This is a genomic window from Stenotrophomonas sp. CASM106 (assembly GCF_049384825.1).
GTDB classification, from domain to species: domain Bacteria; phylum Pseudomonadota; class Gammaproteobacteria; order Xanthomonadales; family Xanthomonadaceae; genus Stenotrophomonas; species Stenotrophomonas muris.
In genome coordinates this window covers 360,949-377,069 of record NZ_JBMRFS010000001.1, presented here as the reverse complement: position 1 = coordinate 377,069, position 16,121 = coordinate 360,949, and the positions used below count along the sequence as shown (strand labels likewise).

The window sequence follows — 16,121 nt, the reverse complement described above, 5'->3', positions numbered from 1 at the left end:
TCTCGACTCAGCGCTTGGTCCGCGAGGACCAGTGGATGTGGACGATCCGCCAGCCGTCCGCGGTCTCCTTCAGCACCATCGTCTCGTCGCTCTGGACGGTCAGTGGCTGGCCATCCTTCTGGGCATGCAACTCGCTTTCGGTTCCGACCCACGCGAACTCGCCAGCGGCTCGTGCGCGCTGACGGAGCAGCTGGCGATGGGCGCCCTTGAGGAACGCCGCATCGCTGACTGCGTGATGGCCCATGTATTCCTCGCGGCTGCGTTCGGCGCCCCCGGACTCGAGGATGAGAACGTCGGCAGCGAGCAGGGCTTCGACCGTGGCCAGATCGCCGCTAGACAGGGCCCTGTTGAAACGCTCCGCTACGGCGACCGCGGCCTCTGCAGTGACTGGGACGTCGACGTCCGCAGATGCCGCGGCAGCGGGGTGATGTGCGTGCGGCTGTGTCGCCTGCGCCATTGCGGGGGACACGACGGCCAGTGCCAGTGCGAGGGTGAACGAGATTGCTGTTGCGTTCATTGCGTGGGCTCCAAGAAGATCAATGGGGGTGCGCATGGCCGTCATCGGCCACGGGCGTGTGTGGTGCAGGGTGCGACTCCACCTTGCCGTCGGGATGGCCGTGGCTCACCAACCCGACTTCCGTGTCGCTGGGTGTCGGGCCGTGGTGATCGTCGTCCACGCCCGGCGGGTGCGCATGCGGCATGGAGTTGTTGCCCGGCTCGAATAAGGCAGGGTGATCCTCGGCCTTTTCGTCGTCATGGTGGCCTTGCGTCTCGCCGCCGCCATGCGAATGGCCCTCGCTGCTGTCGACAAGTTCCTTGTACGCAGTCGCGTCCAGCGTGGGCAACTTCTGCAGGAAGGCCGACATGTTCCATATGAACTCATCGTCCATGCTGCCGCCCCAAGCGGGCATGCCGCTGGCCTTGATGCCGTGCTTGATCACCCAGAACGCCTCAGCTGGAGCGACCGGCTGTTTGCTTAGGTTCGGTGGCGTGGGGTACAGGCCCTTGCTCATCTCGGTGGCCGCCGCGTCTGGTGAAAGATGGCAGGTCACGCACATGGCGTTGTAGTTGCCCGCACCCTGGCGGATACGCTCAGGATCATCAAGGTTCGTGGGTAGCTGAAGCTTGGCGGCGCGCACCTCAATGGAACGCTCGCGCGCCGTTTCAAGTAGCGCATACACCGGGCGACTATGCGGATCGTCGGCGGCCACGTTGTACACGCCCAGAGAGAGCGTGGCGGTTGCGACCACCGCAACCAATGCCACGCCGGCACCGAGCCATACCCACATCTTTTTGTTGGATTTCATTGTCAGTTCCCCTTAGAACCAGGTACGAAGGCCGATGACCAAGCGCGTGTCTTCAAAGGACTCGCCATGCTCGCGTCGCATGTCTGCGGTATTGCCAAACGCGCGCTCGTACACCACGCCGATGTAGGGAGCGAACTTTCGGGTGAACTCATAGCGAAGTCGTAGCCCCGCCTCAGCGGCACTCAGACCCGAACCTATCCCGCGCAATGGATCGTTCTTGCCATAGGCGGTGACTTCCACCAGCGGCTGCAAGATCAGCCGGTTGGTTAGCAGCAATTCGTACTCGGCCTCGACATTGGCGGCAGTCTGGCCCCCTTCGCCGAGATAGGCTGTGGCGGACACTTCGAACTTCATCGGCGCCAAGCCCTGTACACCGATAGCGGCGAAGTTCTGCGATGCCCCAGGCTTGAAGTCATGACGCACACCGGCCACCACATCCCACCACGTGGAGATACTGCGGCCGTAAAGCACTTCCAGATCAGCCGACTCGGTCTGACCATCCGTGCGTTCGCCTTCACTGCGGAGCCAGACGCGATTGAGGTCCGTACCGATCCAGCCCTGGCCCTCCCAGCCCAGCCCGGTGCCCGGATCGGCATCCCAGGTTTCCAGGCGATTGAGCAGCACGTAGCTCTTGATCGAGTTGTCATGCACCGGATGCGCGTGTTCCGGCGCGATGGCCGCCTTGCGATCCGCGTCCGTCACCGCGGGAATCGGGGTGCGCGGCTGCGTTGGCGCTGCAGGCCCGTGTCCCATCTGACTGTGGTCCATGCCCTCCATCGATTGCATTCCCGCTTCTGGTGTAGCGGGCGCGGGCGAATCATGGCCCATCTGCGAATGGTCCATCCCCTGCATCGCAGGCGTGGCCGTGCCGGAGGTGTCGGCTGCAGCGGGCTGTGCCATCTGACTGTGATCCATGCCCTGCATCGACTGCGCCTGCGCTGTGGGCGCCGCAGGTGTGCTCGCGGGCGAGCCGTGCCCCATCTGCGAATGGTCCATGCCCTGCATGGCAGGCTCGGCTGCGTTAGCCTGCGGCTCGGCGTGGCCCATCGCCGCATGATCGATCGTCGCTTCGCTCGTCTTGGCCGGTGTTGCAGGCTTTTGGGCTGGCGCAGGTTTTGATGTCGGTGCCTGATGTGCAGAGTGATCCTGAGTCTGGGTCTGCGCGCCCTGCTCCATCTGCATGGAGCCGTGCTGCATAGATTGGGCGCTGGCCGCATTGGCCAGGGCCAGCGAGATAGCCGTCAGCGCAGTCAGGGTGGTATCGCGTCTATTGATGTTCATTCGTCGACCCTCACCGTGCGCATCATTCCGGCTTCCATGTGATAAAGCAGGTGGCAATGGAACGCCCAGCTGCCCAACGCATCGGCACGCACGCGATACGTGCGTCGGCTACCTGGCGGCATATCCACCGTGTGCTTGCGCACCATGAAGTTGCCGTTGTCGTCCTCCACGTCACTCCACATGCCGTGCAAATGGATGGGATGGGTCATCATCGTGTCGTTAACCAATACGATGCGCATACGCTCGCCGTAGTTCAGCCGCAGCGGCTCGACATCGGAAAACTTCTGACCGTTGAAGCCCCAGGAGAATTTCTCCATGTGTCCGGTCAGATGCAGCTCGATCTCGCGACCGGGGTCGCGTCCGTCAGGGTCTTCAAAGGTGCTCTTGAGCATGGAATACGTCAGCACATGACGGCCGTTATCGCGCAGGCCATTGCCCGGATCATCCAAGCGCGAACTCACGCTCATGGCTTGGTTGTCCAACAGGGGATTGTTGGTCTCGCTAGCAGGGTGTGATTGCATGCCCCCGTGCTGCATGCCTGCCATGGCACCATCGCCGGCGGCGGGCATCGCATGGCCTGCATGGGCCGAGGTCGCGTTACCGCTGACAGGTGGGGTCATGCCAGGCATGCCCATGGCCGCACCACAGCCGCCTTCCATGCCCTTGCTGCCGCCAGACATATCCATCGACCCATGATCCATGCCCATGTCTGCCATCGTCAGCAGCGGCCGGGGATCCACAGACGGAACGGGCGCGCGTAATCCTTCGCGCACAGCGAGCGTGCCGCTGATGTAGCCGGTGCGACCGGAGTCTTGGGCAAAGATGGTGAATGCGTCCTGCCCGGAGGGCTCCACGATCACATCGAAGGTTTCTGCTACCGCGATGCGGAACTCGTCGACGGAAACCGGATGGACATACAAGCCATCTGCCGCCACCACGGTCATCTTCAGCCCCGGAATACGCACATCGAAGTACGTCATGGCAGAGCCATTGATGAAACGCAGGCGCACCTTCTCGCCACTGCGGAACAAACCGGTCCAGTTGCCCAGTGAGGTCGTGCCGTTCATCAGGTAGGTGTAGGTGTTGGCGTTGACGTCGGACAGGTCCGTGGGCGTCATCCGCATCACGCCCCACATCTTGCGATCTTCCAACGTGGCCGACAGGCCGTTGCGCTTCACATCGCGCGCAAAATCGCCGACCGTGCGCTTGTAGTAATTGTCATGGCCCGGCATCTTCTTCAAACGATCGAACAGGGCCGTCGGGTCCAGGTCTGTCCAATCGCTCAGCATCACGACGTAGTCGCGATCGAAACTGAAGGGCTCCGGCTCCAATGGGTCGATGACGATCGGGCCATAGAGCCCGGCTTGTTCCTGGAACCCTGAGTGGCTGTGGTACCAGTAGGTTCCGCCCTGATGCAGGGTGAACCGGTAGTGGTAGGTCTCACCACGTCCGATACCGTCAAAGCTCAGACCCGGCACGCCGTCCATGTTGGCCGGCAAAATGATGCCGTGCCAATGGATGGAGGTGTCCGCGCCATGGATGGAGTTAGCGGGCAATGCATTAGAGACGCGCAAGTTGACCGTGGTGCCTTCCCGCCACCGCAGCAACGGCGCCGGAACGGACCCGTTGACCGTGATCGCGGTGCGGGTCTTGCCGGTGAAGTTCATCGGCGTCTCGCCAATGGTCAGGTCAAACTCAGTGCCCGATAGTACGTTGGGTTGTCCCGGCCCCTTGAGCGCCCAACTGGCTTTGGGCCAGAAACCTAATCCTGCGACTGCGCCTCCCAAGGCCAAGCCTTGGACAAATCGCCGCCGCGAAGGCAGCAGCGGTCCACCGCGTGGACCACGAAAATCATCATGCGACATGAAAATGCTCCAAGCGTCGTGTTGCCACCGGCGGGCGGTGGTACAGAGCGGGCGGCTGGCCTAAACAGGCATGCAAGCCACACCAACGGCGCCATTGCGGCGCCTAGGGACGCTTAGCCGATCGGTGGTCGGATCAGATGAGGCAAGGCAGGTGCCGCATGCCCTAGGGGCAGCGGCATGACATCCAGGCCCAAGGCCAGTTGCACCGAAACATGCAGGCGCGCAGGAAGTGCGCTCGCGCAAGCGTGTACGCAGGCGCACCGGCACGCAGAAGACTTGCAACAGTCGGGACCGGCATGGTCGCCATGCCCAGTGCCAGCCTTTTCAATCGATGTGGCATCGGGATGATGCTCAGCACTGTGATGGGCGAAGCAGTCTTCGTCGACTTGCACCGCGGCAGCCACTTCGCTGGCCTGCTCTTCCATGACCGGGTTCATACTGACGGACGCAAACGCCGACCACGCGCCGTTAAGCACGAGCATGGCGATCAGGAACAGTCGCAGTAGAAGTGAGGAGGCTGACACGGGCGACATGGTATATCACTTTAGACAAGGCGCGTGTGTATCGGTCGTGAACAAAATCTCAAGTAAGCCTGAGATGTCGCGACTTGTCAGTCGCACTAGCCGCGGACACTGCAGCTCCCTCCAGAAGCGCCCAAAGGGCGGGTTGAGGCGAAGAGTTGCCCATAGGGCGAGCGCTTGTTCGGTTTACTTCTCGGGCGTGGCCTCGATCAGCTTCACCAACTCGCGCTTCTGCTGCTTGCTTAGCGAGCCCCAGCGCAGGAGCAACTTGGCCAGCAGATCATCGTCGGTGTAAAGGAAGGCGGCGGGGATCCCCAACGCTTGGGCCAACCGCTCAGCAATCTCCAGCATGGGCTCGTGCTTGCCACGCTCGTACTGGTTGATTCGGGGGCTGGCCACGTGAGGATCCAGACCGGCCCGGATGCCCAACTCCTTCTGCGACAAACCCGTGTGCAGGCGGGCTTGTTTGAGGCGTCGAGCGAAGGTCGGTGTTGAGTCGACGGACAAAGTCACGCGCGCACCCCATGGAGACCCCATAAGGATGGCGGATGTGCCCTGCCTTGCATACTAAGATATTCTTAGCTTTGAGGCAACCGGCGACACCGGTAGCGCCGCCACCCCCCCCCCAGGAGCCACGCCGCTCCCTCATCCCCGGAAACCGCATGCCCGGAACCTCGTCAATGACGCCATCTGGGGTCGCCAGCATCGAGGAGTTGGGCCTTCGTGGCACCCTTTTCCTAGCCGCACTGTTAGCCGCGCAGCTACGACGCCTACCGGTGGCGCCCACACGCCGCTCCACCTTGCTGGTGCTGGACACGCTGCGAGACTTGGCCTTGATCCAAGTTCCCTGGCCAGCGGATCGATGGCAGATCCGCCCCGATGCCGAGGTCACGCCCATCGAAGATCTGCAATGGGCTTTCGCCTGGTCTACCCACGAGCGCAGGCACCTGCTCCCGGTGCTGGAAGACCAACTCGGCGATATGGCACACGATGTAGACTTGGCGGACGCGAAACTGGAGCTGTGGGATGAACTTGCACTCTGGGAGACCGAGCAGTTTCTGGAGCAGCAATTGCTCAAACATCACTTCGACCCAGGCTGGGCACGTGATGTGGGGTTCGTCTTTCAATCCGGACCGCGGGGCTTGCCGATCGCGCGGTGGCGTTACTGCTGCTGGGCGGCGGTACGCCAAGGTGCCTCGGTGGCGATGCGTCTTGGCGTGCACGACAGCGCCCATGTGCGGGAAGCCATCTTTCAGGAGGTCCAGAAGCGCCTGCGCTACCTGATGACCAGTTCGCCCGAGCAAGGCATGTTCAAGCCCTATCATTTGGCACCGGAGTCCTCAGTAGCCAAACTGTTTGTAGATTGGGTCGTCCCTATGGAATGGGCGTACTGGACAGGTGAGCGCCACCCCAGCCGCTAGCAGACAAACGAGCAGCCTCGTCAGTCGGCTCCCCCATCTTGCGCATGGCCGCGCCGAGTTTTCTTCACCGCATTTTGTGCTGGCGTCAGTTGATTCAGTAGAGGCTCTAGCGCTTCAAGACGTGCATTGGCACGCAACGCATCGGCTTCAGCGCTCTCGCGGCGCTCACGCTCCCGCGCAAGGGTGTCTTGAACTTGAGCTAGCTCGTTGCGCATGGTATCCAAGGTCTTGGCGTCAGTCTTCCAGCGCTCCTGCAGTGCCAAATAGTCCGTCGCGGTCTGGCGCAACGCCACGACCTCGCTGTGTTGGCCTTCGTGGGCCTGTCGTAGCTGGGCAAGCTTACGCTCAATCCGCCCGTGGCGCTCCAGCCATTGACCATTGTCGCGGTTCAGCACCAACAGCTCCTGATTCTTCGCGCCCAAGGCTTCATTGGCCTGACGTAAGGCTACTTGCAGCTCTTGGACCTGATGCTCGTGACGGCGAAGCTCTTGCTCACGCTGCTCTTTGGTTGAAGTGCGGTAGTGCTCAAGCGCTTCCCGGGCATGGGCATGCTTGTCCTCCAGAGAACGCGTATGCGCCTCATGATCAGCCAGCCGCACCGTCATGCCAGCGATGCGCTCGTTCAACTGGGCGATTTCCGCGATCCTGTCACCTAGATTCTGTTGAAGGAGGGCGTGAGCAGCTTGCTCTTGGTGCAGGCTTGCTTCGGTGCGCTGCAGCCGACTGCTCAAGGCGGCAGCCTCCTCTTGGGCACCGGAAAGCGCCTGTTGCCGACTGTGGAGCTCAGCCTGATGGCGCTCACGCTCCTGGGTGAGGATGGCCTCTGCTTCCTCCTGGAGCCGCGAGGCCAAGCGCGCAACCAAGTCCTGCAAAGCATCACTAACGGCTACCGTCCTCGCCGGACCGCCGCCTTCCTCTCCTTCCAGTTCACGCAAGTAGCGGTGGATCGTGGTCTTGGAGCCCGTGTTGCCCAAGGCCACTCGCACCGCGTCGACTGACGGCTTCTTGCGTTGGGCCAGCAGCGCGTCGCGCGCCTTCTGGACGTCACTCTTATAGAGTCCTGCGCGCGCCATCGTGCCACCTCACTTTATTTCGTAATGTATTACATACCATGTAATTACATACTATTAAAGCAGGTAGACGACCGCTCGTCGGCGAAAATAATTATACGGGATAATATTGAATTATCCCGCGTAAGGCGGATTCTGACCCTTCCCCGCGTCCCAAGCAGTACGAAACCGCCCAGGGCCGGCGATCGCTGGGTAGTATGGCCCAGAGCGGAAAGGAGGCCAGCCAGGGTGCAGGCAGGCTCCGCCACCGAGCCCGTTGGCCATCAAAGGACTGTGCATGCCGATCGAACGTATCGTCATCGACAACTTCAAGTCGTTTCGCCATCTGGACCTGCCCCTCAATGCCCACATGAACCTGGTGGTGGGCGACAACGAGGTCGGTAAATCCACCCTGCTGGAGGCCATCCACGCGGTGGTCACCGGCCAGCTGCATGGGCGCAATCTTGCCTACGAGCTCACGCCCTACCTGTTCCACCAGCCCATGGTGCAGGAGTACTTGGGAGCGCTTGCCACGGGCACGCCGGCCTCGCCGCCACGGATCTCCATCGAAGCCTATTTGGGCGCCGACGCCGCGCTGGCGTCGTTACGCGGCACCAACAACTCCCTGCGTCTGGATACCGCCGGCATCCGGCTGCTGGTCGAGCTCAACGACGACTACCGCGAGGAGTTCAACGCCTACCTGCAGCAGCACCAGGGCGCGGTCAGCCTGCCGGTGGAGTACTACACGGTGCGCTGGTACTCCTTCGCCAACAATGGCGTCACCGCCCGTAGTATTCCGTTCGACTCGACCATCATCGACACGCACGGCATCAAGACCTTGTCCGGTGCCGATCGCTATATCGCCGGCATCATCGAGCAGGCACTGACGCCTGCGCAGCGCGTCTCGCTGTCGCTGAGCTTCCGCCGCATGCGGCAGAGCTTTTCCGAAGAAGCGGATGTGGCAGCGATCAATGCCTACTTGACCGAGCACACCGGGGACATCAGCCACAGGGCATTGACGGTAGGCGTGGACACATCGCCGCGCTCAACGTGGGAAACCAGCCTGTCACCCTACCTGGATGAGCTCCCGTTCATCCAGGCCGGCAAGGGCGAGCAAAGCGCGGTGAAGATGAAGCTGGCGATGCACGCGGCCGGCGCGGCTCACGTGCTGCTGATCGAGGAGCCGGAGAACCATCTGTCCTATTCCAGCATGACCCAGCTGATCGACAAGATTGCGGCCCACTCCACCGCCCAGCAGGTGATCATCGCCACCCACAGCAGCTTCGTGTTGAACAAGCTGGGCGTGGACAACGTGATCCTGTTCAGCGCGCAAGGCCAGATGAAGCTGGACCAGCTGCCCAGCGATACCCACGACTATTTCATGAAGCTGCCGGGCCACGACACGCTGCGGTTGATCCTGGCCAAGCAGGCGATCCTGGTGGAAGGCCCTTCCGACGAACTGATCGTGCAGCGTGCCTACAGTGACCATCACGGCGTGGCGCCGATGGCTCACGGCGTAGACATCATTTCGGTCAAGTCGTTGGCATTCAAACGCTTCTTGCAGATTGCCGATCGACTGAGGATTCAGGCCAAGGTGATCACCGACAACGACGGTGATATCGCAGTTGTGCAAGAGCGCTATGCCGAGCACATCAACGCGATCTATTACGATTCCGACGAGAGCGCCCCTTCGCTGGAAGAGCAGCTGATCAAAGCCAACTCGCTGGCCGAACTCAATACCGTGCTGGGCAAGGCCTTTGCCGATGAGGTGGCGCTGCTCAAGTACATGAAGGGCCATAAGACCGATACGGCCTTGGCGATTTTCAATAGCCCGCACTCGATCAGGTTCCCGGACTATGTCCAGCGTGCCATCACCTAACCGGGTCCTGCTCTCGGCAGCCGGCTCGGGCAAGACCACGTTGCTGGTCCGGCAGGCCTTGGAGCGACCTGGGCGCCGCATCGCGATTGTCACCTACACGCTGGAAAACCTAGAAGAGATCCGGCGCTCGTTTGAGGCCCACGCAGGCGCGGTCCCCGCGCATGTCACCTTGCACAGCTGGTATGGCTTTCTGCTGCGCCAGTGCATTCGCCCGTACCAAGCTGCGCTTTGCCCTGAGCCTCGCATCGAGACCATCCTGTTCGTAGAAGGTGTCACCAACAACCGCGCCCCACGCACCCAGGTGGCGCGCCACTACCTGGCGGGCAACCGGATGTATTCGGACCGAGCGGCCGATTTCGCTGTGCGCTGCGATGAGCTGACCCAAGGCCAGGTCGTGGCGCGATTGGCGGCGATGTACGACGAGCTCTACATCGACGAAGTCCAGGATCTGGCCGGCTTTGATCTGGATCTGGTCGAACGGCTGTTGAAGAGCGAGATTGCCATCACGTTGGTAGGCGATACGCGCCAAGCCACGTATGCCACCAACTATGCGCAAAGGTACAGCCAATACCGTGGTCCGAATCTGGCAGCGCTGTTTCAGATTTGGGAGGCCGACGACTTATGCCGGCTGGATCACCGCCTCACCAGTCTGCGCTGCGTCCAGGCCCTGTGCGATATGGCTGACACGCTCTATCCGCAGATGCCGCGGACCCAATCAGGCAATGGCGAGGTCACCGGACACGATGGCATCTACCTCGTCGCTCCAGGGGATGTGGCCGCGTACATGCAGGAGTTCGCCCCCACCGTGCTCCGGCATGACCGGCGGCAGGCGTGCGACGGACTGCCGGCGGTGAACTTTGGGCAGTGCAAGGGCCGCACCTACAGTCGGGTCCTCATCTTTCCGAACGGGCCGTTGACGCAGTACCTGCGCACGGCCGATGCAGCGCGTATCACCGCGCCGCCGAAATACTACGTGGCCTTCGCCCGGGCGCGGCAAAGCGTGGCCTTTGTGTATGCCGGCGCGTGCGCGTTGCCGGGTCATCAGCTCTATGCGCCTGCCAGCGCAGACGCATAGAGCCAGGGGCTGCGATCACATCTTCTTTAACGGCGCCGCGGTGGGCGGCGGCGGTACCGGGCCCGGGTCGTTGAAACACAGCATGATCTGATCGATGCCGAATTGATCGGCCAGGACCTGGGCAATCACAGCATGTACCAGGTCCAGGTCGACCGAGGGCGCCGCGACCGTGATGGTGGCCGCGATCGCACGGCCATGCTCACCGGCGACCAGGCGCAGGTCGTCCACCGCTTTCACGCCCGGGTCGGTAAACATCGCCGCACGGACCTGTTCCAGGTTGAGCTCGTTCATGGGGACTCCAAAGCAGTGCTACCGGCGCGGGGAGCTCGGTCGCGATGCAGCCAACGATAGAGCACCGGCAGCACCAACAAGGTCAATGCGGTGGATGAGACGATGCCGCCGATGACGACAGTGGCCAGCGGCCGCTGCACTTCCGAGCCAGCACCGACATTCAAGGCCATGGGTAGGAAGCCCAGCGAGGCTACCAGGGCGGTCATCAACACCGGTCGCAGGCGTCCAAGGGCGCCGTCGCGCACAGCGTCGTCTAGCGGATCGCCCTGTTCGCGCAGACGGCGGATGAAGGCGATCATGACCAGCCCGTTGAGTACGGCCACGCCCGACAGCGCGATGAAGCCCACACCGGCAGAGATCGACAACGGAATCCCGCGCAGAGCCAGTGCCAGCACACCGCCGGTCAGCGCCAGCGGCACGCCACTGAACACAATGGCCGCATCCTTGGCCGAGCCGAAGGCCATGAATAGCAGAGCGAAGATCAACGCCAGTGTCACCGGAACGACCACGCCCAGGCGTTGGGTGGCCGAGATCAGCTGCTCGAAGGTGCCGCCGTAATCGATCCAGTAGCCCTCTGGAAGCGCGGCATCCTGGCCGATGCGTGTGCGCAACTCGCCGACGAACCCGCCCAGATCGCGCTCGCGCACGTTGGCGGTGATCACCACGCGGCGCTTGCCGTTCTCGCGGTTGATCTGATTGGGCCCGCGCTCTACCTGGATCTTCGCCACTTCCCGCAGCGGCACCGTGCGAGGCCCCCCATTGGCGCCGGCGGCCAGACGGCTGGACTCATCGACACTGGTGCTTGCCGGCAGCGGAATGGGCAGATCTGCCAGCACAGCGGGGTCTTGGCGCTGCGCTTCGGGCAGGCGCACGACCAGGTCGAAGCGGCGGTCGCCCTCGATCAACTGGCCGGCAACACTGCCCCCAATGGCGGTGGCCACCGTTTCCTGCACATCGCCCGGGTTCAGGCCATACCGTGCCAATGCCGCCGGATCTGGCATGATGGTCAGCAGCGGCAGGCCGGAGACCTGCTCGGCCTTGACGTCTTCGGCGCCGGGGACGCTACGCATGACCCGCTCGACCCGGCTGGCCAGGCGCGTCAACTGGTCAAGGTTGTCGCCGTAGACCTTGACCGCCACGTCCGAACGGACGCCGGAGATCAACTCGTTGGTGCGCATCTGGATGGGCTGGGTGAACTCGTAGTTGCTGCCCGGGATTTCCTTGGCCGCCGCCTCCAGCTCTTCCACCAGCTCGGCCTTGGGCTTGCGCGGGTCGGGCCACTGGTCGCGGGGCTTGAGCATCAGGAAGGTGTCGGCCATCGACGGCGGCATAGGATCGGTGGCCACCTCGGCGGTGCCGATCTTTGAGAAGATGTTGGCCACCTCCGGGAACTGGGCCAGGCGCTTCTCCAGCGTTTCCTGCATGGCCACCGACTGCTCCAAGCTGGTGCCGGGAATACGCATGGGCTGCAAGGTGATGTCGCCCTCATCCAGGCTCGGCACGAACTCCGAACCCAAGCGGGTGGCCAGCACGCCACAGCCCACCACCAGCACGGCCGCGCCGGCCAGCACCACCACGCGCCGACGCAGGGCCCAATCCAGCAGCGGCGTATAACGGGCACGCGACCAGCGCATCAGGCGGTTGTCGTGCTCAGCCACACGGCCGCGCAGGAAGCTGGCGATCGCCGCCGGCACGAAGGTCAGCGACAACACCATGGCGCCGGTCAGGGCCAGCACCACCGTGATCGCCATCGGGTGGAACATTTTTCCTTCTACCCCGGACAGCGCGAAGATCGGCAGGTAGACCGCGGCGATGATGCCCAGGCCAAACAAGCTGGGACGGATCACCTCGGCGGTGGCCGAGGCGGTCAGGTCATAGCGCTCTTCATCGTTGAGCTGGCGGCCCAGCGCGTGCTGCGCCTCGCCGAACCGGCGCAGACAGTTCTCGATGATGATCACCGCCCCGTCCACGATCAGGCCGAAGTCCAGCGCGCCCAGGCTCATCAGGTTGCCCGACACGCCGCCACGCACCATGCCGATGATGGTGAACAGCATCGCCAACGGGATCACCGCCGCGGTGATCAACGAGGCGCGTACATTGCCCAGCAGCAGGAACAGCACCACCACCACCAGCAGCGCGCCCTCGATCAGGTTCTTGGACACCGTGCCGATGGTGCGATCCACCAGTGCGGTGCGGTCATAGACGGCCTTGGCATGGACGCCGGCAGGCAGGCTGGCGTTGGCGGCATCCAGCTTGGCCGCGGCCGCCTGGGAGACTTCCCGGCTGTTGGCGCCGAACAACATGAAGGCGGTACCGACCACGACCTCGTGGCCATTCTGGGTGGCCGCGCCCGTGCGCAGCTCCTTGCCTTCGCCCACGCTAGCGACGTCGCGCACCCGAATGGGCACGCCATCGCGCCGGTCCAGCACGATGTTGCCGATTGCCTCCAGATTGGCTAGCTGGCCCGGCACGCGCACCAGGAACTGCTGTCCGTTGCGCTCGATGTAGCCGGCGCCGATGTTCTGGTTGTTGCGCATGACCGCGGCGACCACGTCGTTCAACGTGAAGCCCAGCGCCACCAACTGAGCTGGATCGGGAGTGATGTGGATCTGCCGCTCGAAGCCGCCGATGGTGTTGACCTCGGTGACGCCGGGCGTGGTGCGCAGCTGCGGCCGGATCACCCAGTCCTGCAGGGTGCGCAGGTCCGTGGCCGTGTACGGGGTGCCGTCGGGCTTGCGAGCGTTGGGCTCGGCCTCCACGGTGTACATGAAGATCTCGCCCAACCCGGTGGAGATCGGCCCCATTTCCGGGTCCAACCCTTCGGGAAGCTGGGAGGCGATCTGCTGCAGGCGCTCGGCGACCTGCTGGCGGGCAAAGTACAGGTCGGTGCCGTCCTTGAAGACGACGGTGACCTGCGAAAGCCCGTAGCGCGACAGCGAGCGGCTGTAGTCCAGCTTGGGCAGACCGGCCATGGCCGTTTCGATGGCAAAGGTGACCCGTTGTTCGGCCTCCAGCGGCGAGTAACCCGGGGCCTGGGTGTTGATCTGGACCTGGACGTTGGTGATGTCGGGTGTGGCGTCAATGGAAAGGTGACGGTAGCTCCACACGCCCAGCGCAACCAGCGCAGCGGTGAGCACTAGCGTCAGCCAGCGATGGCGGATGGACAGCCCAATGAGGCGTTCGAGCATGGCGGGCCTCATTCTTCTTCCACGGTGGACTTTTCGATGTCGGCCTTGATCAGGAAGCTTTGGGCCACCACCACCTGTTCACCGGCCTTGAGGCCTTCCAGCACTTCGGCGCGTTCGGCGTCGCGGCGCCCCAGCTTCACCGGCCGGGTGTGGTAGGTTTCGCCCTGCTGCACGTAGACCACGTCCTGGTCTTCTGCGGTCTGCAGCGCCGTGATCGGCACCACCAACGCTGCCGATTGGCGATCCACGGTGACCCGCGCCTTGACCGCCGACCCCGGCCGCCACAGGCCATCGGTGTTGGCCACCGTGCCGCGCGCAATGGTGCTTTGGCTGGCGGTGGCGGTGCCGGGCAGGACGCGCTCCAAGGTGGTCTGTGCGGTGACGCCATCGCTCAAGCGGGTAACCGTCACCGGCACGCCAGCACCGATGTGCTGGGCGTCGGCGCCGAAGATGTGCAGGTCCACCCACAGCGTGGACAGGTCGGCGACCTCAAACAGCGGCGCGCCCTCAGCGGCGGCCATGCCTACGGCGGCCGTGCGCGCCATGACCACGCCACTGATCGGCGCGGTGACGGTATAGGTGGTCAGGCTCAGGTTGCTCTCTACCGTGGCCAGTGCCTGGCCGGCCCGTACCTGATCACCCACGCCCGCACGCACGGAGCGGACCGGTCCGGGGAAGCGTGCCGTGACCTGCGCGATGCGACCGTCAATCGGGGTCAACAGCCCTTGCACCTGATGCTCGTCAGCAATCTCACCGGGGCCTGCCGGTGCGACCTGGATACCCGCTGCCTGCGCAGCTTTGGCGGCAATCTTGGTTTCCAGCGGCGCTTCCTCGTGCTCGCCGTGCTCTTCGCCCTCAGCGGCGGCGCCGCCTTCGGACGCTTCGTTGGGGGCCGACGCGTTGCAGGCGGCCAGCATCATCAGGGCCATGCCCAGTGCGGTCCAGGAAAAGCGATTCATGGGGTCTCTCCGGTGGAAGCAGCCGCCGGCGGCGCGACAAGCGCCTGGCCGGTCAGGCGTTGAATTTCGATCAGGGCGCGCTGCGCATCGAGCGCCACGTCCAGCTGCTGCTGGGCCATGGCCGTGCGTTCGGACTGCAGCTGTGCCCATTCCAGGTAGCTGATCGCGCCGGCGCGATAGGCGCGCTCGGCGGCCTGCTCAGCCCGGGCCAACTTCGGCAGCACCTCGCCTTGCAGCCGTGCCACCTCGGCCTGCGCCACGGTGTAGCGACCATGGGCTTCGACCAGCGTGGAATACAGCGACAGGCCCTTGGCCTCGCGCTCGATCGTCAGAACCTCCAGCTCGGCTTCGCCGGCGCGGATCTCCGGCTGCGCGCGGCTGCGGCTGCCCAGTGGCATGGACAGGCTGGCCACCAGCGCGGTGTCGTCAGTCTCCTGCAGGCGGCGCACGCCCAGCTGCCACGACAAGTCCGGCGAGGCCGCCGAACGCGCCAGCTGCAGTCGTGCCTGCGCGATCCGGCGGGCATCGGCAAACTGCGCCAACTCGGGAGTGCGCTCCAATTCCTCGGCCAGCGACTGCATGGACGCGATCGCCGGCAGGGTCATGGGATCCGCCGCGGCCACCTCGAAGCTCGGAGCACGTTCGCCCCAGAGGGCAGCAAGGTGCTGCCGGGCGGCAATGCGCTGCTGCTCGGCCCGATCACGGGTCAATTCTGCTCTCGCCAGTGCTGCTTGTGCGGTGAGCATCACCGATTCGGGAGACGCGCCAGCCTGCAGGCGCTGCCGGGCAGCGGCGACGGTCCGCTGGCGCTGGCCGACATCCATGTTCGCCAGGCTGCGTTGCCGGTCGGCACCGACAACGGCCAAATAGCGCTGCGCCGTCTCGGCGAGCAGGTCCAGCCGCCCGGTCTCGCGCTGCACGGCCAGTGCATCAATCCGGCTTTGGGCCAAGGTGCGGCGGGCGTCGAGCTTGCCGCCGCGCTCCAGGACCGAGCTCAGGCTCAAGGTCAACTCCGCGCTGTCCAGGCCACGGGCCGCGCCCGTGCCCAGCGCATTTTCAACCTCCGCCCCCAACGTCCACGGTGGCCGCTGCACGGCCTGGTCGCGCTCGGCAGCGAGCACCGTGGCTCGCGCATCGACCAGGCGCAGCTCGGGGTGGGTTTGGGCCACGCGTGCAAACGCGTCGTCCAAGGTCATCAGCTCTTCTGCTGTCGCCGGCGTTGCCGCCGCGCTCAACAGTAGCCACGCGGCCAGGGCCGCCAATCGCACATGCATGAAGTACTCCA

The 16,121-nt window shown here is 64.0% G+C and carries 14 protein-coding genes; 3 read left to right on the top strand and 11 right to left on the bottom strand.

All coding sequences use genetic code 11. The annotated features are described in order from the left end of the window. Positions 1 to 7 precede the first annotated feature (7 nt). From VG556_RS01750 to VG556_RS01725, 6 genes are all read right to left on the bottom strand, one after another. The gene (locus VG556_RS01750) at positions 8 to 553 is read right to left on the bottom strand and encodes a nuclear transport factor 2 family protein (protein WP_223224792.1); all 546 of its coding nucleotides are present in this window, start codon (positions 551 to 553) and stop codon (positions 8 to 10) included. Continuing rightward, entirely contained in the window at positions 537 to 1,307 is a 771-nt protein-coding gene (locus VG556_RS01745; protein ID WP_258391314.1) for a c-type cytochrome, read from the bottom strand. The genes VG556_RS01750 and VG556_RS01745 overlap by 17 nt, the downstream gene beginning before the upstream one ends. Before the next feature lie 12 nt (positions 1,308 to 1,319). Then, positions 1,320 to 2,588, bottom strand: coding sequence for a copper-binding protein CopB (locus tag VG556_RS01740; protein WP_005413421.1), 1,269 nt, complete (start codon positions 2,586 to 2,588; stop codon positions 1,320 to 1,322). After that, a complete protein-coding gene (locus VG556_RS01735) occupies positions 2,585 to 4,453 on the bottom strand; it encodes a copper resistance system multicopper oxidase (protein ID WP_012480217.1) in 1,869 nt (622 codons plus the stop codon). Before VG556_RS01735 ends, VG556_RS01740 begins: the two co-directional genes overlap by 4 nt. A 113-nt stretch (positions 4,454 to 4,566) precedes the next feature. Beyond that, on the bottom strand, positions 4,567 to 4,986 hold the full coding sequence (copL, locus tag VG556_RS01730) for a transcriptional regulator CopL (protein ID WP_012480218.1): 420 nt from the start codon (positions 4,984 to 4,986) through the stop codon (positions 4,567 to 4,569). 174 nt (positions 4,987 to 5,160) lie between these two features. Beyond that, positions 5,161 to 5,511 carry a helix-turn-helix domain-containing protein gene (locus tag VG556_RS01725; protein WP_043033515.1) on the bottom strand — a complete coding sequence of 117 codons (351 nt, stop codon included), beginning with the start codon at positions 5,509 to 5,511 and terminating at the stop codon, positions 5,161 to 5,163. A gap of 125 nt (positions 5,512 to 5,636) precedes the next feature. Here VG556_RS01725 and VG556_RS01720 point away from each other — a divergent pair, with 125 nt between their 5' ends. Beyond that, complete coding sequence (locus VG556_RS01720; RefSeq protein WP_223224790.1) at positions 5,637 to 6,395, top strand: hypothetical protein; 759 nt, start codon at positions 5,637 to 5,639, stop codon at positions 6,393 to 6,395. Positions 6,396 to 6,415: 20 nt separating this feature from the next. Here the strand turns inward: VG556_RS01720 and VG556_RS01715 are convergent, their stop codons facing one another. Then, on the bottom strand, positions 6,416 to 7,468 hold the full coding sequence (locus VG556_RS01715) for a DNA-binding protein (RefSeq protein ID WP_033835653.1): 1,053 nt from the start codon (positions 7,466 to 7,468) through the stop codon (positions 6,416 to 6,418). A 274-nt stretch (positions 7,469 to 7,742) separates the two neighbouring features. Between VG556_RS01715 and VG556_RS01710 the strand changes: the two genes are divergently transcribed. After that, entirely contained in the window at positions 7,743 to 9,323 is a 1,581-nt protein-coding gene (locus VG556_RS01710) for an ATP-dependent nuclease (protein WP_033835654.1), read from the top strand. Then, complete coding sequence (locus VG556_RS01705; RefSeq protein WP_033835655.1) at positions 9,301 to 10,398, top strand: UvrD-helicase domain-containing protein; 1,098 nt, start codon at positions 9,301 to 9,303, stop codon at positions 10,396 to 10,398. Before VG556_RS01710 ends, VG556_RS01705 begins: the two co-directional genes overlap by 23 nt. 15 nt (positions 10,399 to 10,413) lie before the next feature. Here VG556_RS01705 and VG556_RS01700 read toward each other — a convergent pair whose 3' ends face one another. From VG556_RS01700 to VG556_RS01685, 4 genes are read right to left on the bottom strand one after another with little or no spacing between them, the layout of a single operon-like run. After that, positions 10,414 to 10,689, bottom strand: a complete 276-nt coding sequence (locus tag VG556_RS01700; protein WP_019184735.1) for a hypothetical protein — start codon at positions 10,687 to 10,689, stop codon at positions 10,414 to 10,416. After that, on the bottom strand, positions 10,686 to 13,877 hold the full coding sequence (locus VG556_RS01695) for an efflux RND transporter permease subunit (protein ID WP_033835656.1): 3,192 nt from the start codon (positions 13,875 to 13,877) through the stop codon (positions 10,686 to 10,688). The genes VG556_RS01700 and VG556_RS01695 overlap by 4 nt, the downstream gene beginning before the upstream one ends. A gap of 8 nt (positions 13,878 to 13,885) precedes the next feature. Continuing rightward, entirely contained in the window at positions 13,886 to 14,836 is a 951-nt protein-coding gene (locus VG556_RS01690; RefSeq protein ID WP_111144257.1) for an efflux RND transporter periplasmic adaptor subunit, read from the bottom strand. Further along, the gene (locus VG556_RS01685; RefSeq protein ID WP_012480227.1) at positions 14,833 to 16,110 is read right to left on the bottom strand and encodes a TolC family protein; all 1,278 of its coding nucleotides are present in this window, start codon (positions 16,108 to 16,110) and stop codon (positions 14,833 to 14,835) included. Before VG556_RS01685 ends, VG556_RS01690 begins: the two co-directional genes overlap by 4 nt. Between the last annotated feature and the right edge of the window lie 11 nt (positions 16,111 to 16,121).

Excerpts from the sequence above, each read along its gene's own strand:
- VG556_RS01750 (WP_223224792.1), bottom strand. The coding sequence starts at position 553 with ATGCGCACCCCCATTGATCTTCTTGGAGCCCACGCAATGAACGCAACA.
- VG556_RS01745 (WP_258391314.1), bottom strand. The coding sequence starts at position 1,307 with ATGAAATCCAACAAAAAGATGTGGGTATGGCTCGGTGCCGGCGTGGCA.
- VG556_RS01740 (WP_005413421.1), bottom strand. The coding sequence starts at position 2,588 with ATGAACATCAATAGACGCGATACCACCCTGACTGCGCTGACGGCTATC.
- VG556_RS01735 (WP_012480217.1), bottom strand. The coding sequence starts at position 4,453 with ATGTCGCATGATGATTTTCGTGGTCCACGCGGTGGACCGCTGCTGCCT.
- copL (WP_012480218.1), bottom strand. The coding sequence starts at position 4,986 with ATGTCGCCCGTGTCAGCCTCCTCACTTCTACTGCGACTGTTCCTGATC.
- VG556_RS01725 (WP_043033515.1), bottom strand. The coding sequence starts at position 5,511 with ATGGGGTCTCCATGGGGTGCGCGCGTGACTTTGTCCGTCGACTCAACA.
- VG556_RS01720 (WP_223224790.1), top strand. The coding sequence starts at position 5,637 with ATGCCCGGAACCTCGTCAATGACGCCATCTGGGGTCGCCAGCATCGAG.
- VG556_RS01715 (WP_033835653.1), bottom strand. The coding sequence starts at position 7,468 with ATGGCGCGCGCAGGACTCTATAAGAGTGACGTCCAGAAGGCGCGCGAC.
- VG556_RS01710 (WP_033835654.1), top strand. The coding sequence starts at position 7,743 with ATGCCGATCGAACGTATCGTCATCGACAACTTCAAGTCGTTTCGCCAT.
- VG556_RS01705 (WP_033835655.1), top strand. The coding sequence starts at position 9,301 with ATGTCCAGCGTGCCATCACCTAACCGGGTCCTGCTCTCGGCAGCCGGC.
- VG556_RS01700 (WP_019184735.1), bottom strand. The coding sequence starts at position 10,689 with ATGAACGAGCTCAACCTGGAACAGGTCCGTGCGGCGATGTTTACCGAC.
- VG556_RS01695 (WP_033835656.1), bottom strand. The coding sequence starts at position 13,877 with ATGCTCGAACGCCTCATTGGGCTGTCCATCCGCCATCGCTGGCTGACG.
- VG556_RS01690 (WP_111144257.1), bottom strand. The coding sequence starts at position 14,836 with ATGAATCGCTTTTCCTGGACCGCACTGGGCATGGCCCTGATGATGCTG.
- VG556_RS01685 (WP_012480227.1), bottom strand. The coding sequence starts at position 16,110 with ATGCATGTGCGATTGGCGGCCCTGGCCGCGTGGCTACTGTTGAGCGCG.